The sequence below is a fragment of the Sphingomonas sp. genome (assembly GCF_030145815.1).
In the GTDB taxonomy this organism is placed as follows: Bacteria; Pseudomonadota; Alphaproteobacteria; order Sphingomonadales; family Sphingomonadaceae; genus Sphingomonas.
Window position 1 is genome coordinate 1 of record NZ_JAIXHL010000076.1, and the last position, 3,138, is coordinate 3,138.

The 3,138-nt window shown below is 67.3% G+C and carries 4 protein-coding genes; 3 read left to right on the top strand and 1 reads right to left on the bottom strand.

Annotation, left to right across the window (positions count from 1 at the left end):
* Window positions 1–78: 78 nt before the first annotated feature.
* Window positions 79–516, bottom strand: coding sequence for a ribose 5-phosphate isomerase B (rpiB, locus tag KYX69_RS23050; RefSeq protein WP_300501675.1), 438 nt, complete (start codon window positions 514–516; stop codon window positions 79–81).
* A gap of 86 nt (window positions 517–602) precedes the next feature.
* On the opposite strand from rpiB, the gene KYX69_RS23055 reads away from it, so the two are divergent.
* The 3 genes from KYX69_RS23055 (at window position 603) to KYX69_RS23065 (ending at window position 3,056) form a co-directional block, all read left to right on the top strand.
* Window positions 603–1,079 (top strand): hypothetical protein, encoded by a 477-nt coding sequence (locus KYX69_RS23055; RefSeq protein ID WP_300501676.1) that lies wholly within the window; start codon window positions 603–605, stop codon window positions 1,077–1,079.
* A 94-nt stretch (window positions 1,080–1,173) separates the two neighbouring features.
* On the top strand, window positions 1,174–2,409 hold the full coding sequence (locus KYX69_RS23060; protein WP_300501677.1) for a DUF3419 family protein: 1,236 nt from the start codon (window positions 1,174–1,176) through the stop codon (window positions 2,407–2,409).
* 26 nt (window positions 2,410–2,435) lie between these two features.
* The gene (locus tag KYX69_RS23065) at window positions 2,436–3,056 is read left to right on the top strand and encodes a class I SAM-dependent methyltransferase (RefSeq protein ID WP_300501678.1); all 621 of its coding nucleotides are present in this window, start codon (window positions 2,436–2,438) and stop codon (window positions 3,054–3,056) included.
* The last annotated feature ends 82 nt before the right edge of the window (window positions 3,057–3,138 follow it).

Genomic DNA, 3,138 nt, shown 5'->3' on the forward strand with positions numbered 1-3,138 from the left:
CTCCCCCACCCGGCCACCCAACGACAGTGTATTCTATGGGTGGCCGGGTGGGGGAGCGGGCCGGTGCCGCCACTTCACTCAAAGTGCTGGCGCGGTCAGCTTGTCGACGCGGCGCTGATGGCGGTCGCCGCCGAACTCCGTCTCGAGGAAGGCGGTGACGCACGCCTTGGCCATTTCGACGCCGATCAGTCGCGCGCCCATCGCGATGACATTGGCGTCGTTATGCTCACGCGCGAGCGTGGCGGAGACCGGTTCAGAGACCAGGGCACAGCGCGCGGCGGGGTTGCGGTTGACCGCGATCGAGATGCCGATGCCGCTGCCGCACAGGGCGATGCCACGCTCCGCGCTGCCGTCCGCAATCGCGGCGGCGAGCTTGTAGCCATAGTCGGGATAGTCGACGCTGGCGCCGCTGTCCGGGCCGAGATCGGCGACGTCATGGCCGGCGTCCCGCAGCCACGCGGCCAGCGCGGCCTTGAGGTCGATCGCGGCGTGATCGGAGGCGATGGCGATGCGCATGAGAAACGGTTCCGGCGTTGAGATGAAGCGATGCGGCTCTGTATTGCAGCGGCGCGCGAATGGCTACACCATAGGGCGAGCCTGGCTTGAGTGGAGTAGTAAGCGTGCGGGTGATGATGGTGGTTGGTGCGGCGGCATTGCTGGCGGGATGCGGCGCGAAGCTGGACAATGCGCAGGAAGCGGCGCTGGTCGAAAATGCGATCGCCAATGCCGAAGCAGTAGCCGAAAATGTGACGCGCGAGGCGCGGCGCGACATTCTGGCCGAACGCGCGCCCGAGCGCGACGCATGGGTCGGCAAATGGATCGGCGTCGAGGGGCTGGTGCTGGAGATCGCCAAGGGTGCCGAACCGGGCCGCTATCGGATCCTGAACAAGTGGAACCTCGACCAGTCCGAGCCCGGCGCCTATGACGGACGGGCCAGCGCCAAGGGTATCGTGTTCCGGCGCGGTGATGCGCGGATCGAGCTGGTCGCGGGCGACGGTGACGCGACGGGCATGAAGTGGCTGGCGGGGAAGACGGATTGCCTGATCGTCGCGCCGGGTGAGGGGTATTGCCGCGACTGATCCATGACGCTTGCATGACGGTCAGCGTCACGCGGCTGACACGTAACCGCCATAAGCGCGCCTCGGGGAGCATGTTCCCCCGGGAGCCGATTTGATGGGTTCGAATGCCAGCCAGCCACGCAACGGGGCTGTCCGCAATGCCGTCCACCGCCATGAGCATCTGAGCAAGGAAGGGCTGCTGGAGCGCGCCTTTACCTTTGCTTTCCGCGGGCTGGTCTATGCGCAGATCTGGGAAGATCCCGAGGTCGATATGGAGGCGCTGGCGATTACGCCCGATTGCCATATCGTCACGATCGCGAGCGGAGGGTGCAACGTCCTATCCTACCTGACCGCGAACCCGGCGAAGATCACCGCGGTCGATCTCAACACCGCGCATATCGCGCTCAATAAGCTCAAGCGCGCGGCGGCGATCCATCTGCCCGATCATGCAGCGTTCCACCGGTTCTTTGCGCAGGCGAACCGGCCGGAGAATGTTGCGGCCTATAAGCAGTGGCTGCGCCCGCATCTGGACGATGCGACGCGTCGTTACTGGGAGGGTCGCGATCTGGCCGGGCGGCGGCGGATCAAGGGCTTTGCCGGGGGTTTCTACAAGCGCGGCCTGCTCGGCGGGTTCATCGGCGCGGCGCATCTGCTGGCCAAACTCTATCGCATCGACCCGCGCGAGCTGCTCGCGGCGAAGAGCGTGGAGGAGCAGCGCGCGATTTTCGAGACGCGGCTGGCCCCGGTGTTCGACAAGAAATTCGTGCGCTGGCTGATCGACCAGCCGGCGTCGCTGTTCGGCCTTGGCATTCCGCCCGCGCAATATGAGGCGCTGGCGGGCGATGATCCGCGCGGGATCGGCGCGGTGTTGCGCGGGCGGCTGGAGAAGCTGGCGTGCGACTTCGACCTGTCGGACAATTATTTCGCGTGGCAGGCGTTCGGGCGCGGCTATGGCGAGGGGGCCGACGCGCCGCTGCCGCCCTATCTGCGCGCGGCGAACTACGCGCTGGTCCGCGACCGGGCGGAGCGGGTCGAGGTGCGGCACCAGAACTTCATCGAATATCTCGACTCGATGCCCGACGGGTCGCTCGACCGCTACATCCTGCTCGATGCGCAGGACTGGATGACCGATGCGCAGCTGACGCGGCTGTGGACCGCGATCACGCGCACCGCCAAACCGGGCGCGCGGGTGCTGTTCCGCACCGCCGCCGCGCCGACATTGTTGCCGGGGCGGGTGCCGGACGCGATCCTCAACCGCTGGGACTATGCCGAGGCCGAATCGCTCGACTTTACCGCGCGGGACCGTTCGGCCATTTATGGCGGCGTGCATCTCTATCGCCTCAAGCCGTGACAGCGGATTCCGGTCATGCCGGGCGCATGGACGCCGTCTATGCAGCGCAGCGGCACATCTATGACGCGACGCGCAAATATTACCTGCTGGGGCGCGACCGGCTGATCGAGCAGCTCGCGCCGCCGTCGGGGGGCTCGGCGCTGGAGGTCGGGTGCGGGACCGCGCGCAATTTGATCCTCGCTGCCCGGCGCTGGCCGAACGCGCGTTTCTATGGCGTCGATATCTCCGAAGCGATGCTGGAGACAGCGCGCGCCAAGGTCGCCAAGGCCGGGCTGACCGACCGGATCGTGCTGGCGCAGGGCGATGCGACGGCGTTCGACCCGCAGACGCTGTTCGGGGTCGCGGCGTTCGACCGGGTGTTTGCGAGCTATACGCTGTCGATGATCCCTGATTGGGTCGGCGCGATTGCGCAGGGCGCGCGTGTGCTGGCGCCGGGCGGGGTGCTGCATATCGTCGATTTCGGGCAGCAGGAACGGATGCCGCGCTGGTGGCGGCATATGCTGTTCGGCTGGCTCGCGCGGTTCCACGTGACGCCGCGCCGCGAGCTGCCGGTGGCGCTGCGCCATGTCAGCCGCGAGCAGGGGCGCGACTTCGGGTTCGAGACGCTGCTGCGCGGCTATGCCTGGGCCGGGACGATCCGGGCCTAGAGTCATTTTCAGCGGAGCTGAATCGGCACCGGCCCGCTCCCCCACCCGGCCACCCAGCGACAGTGTATGCTATGGGTGGCCG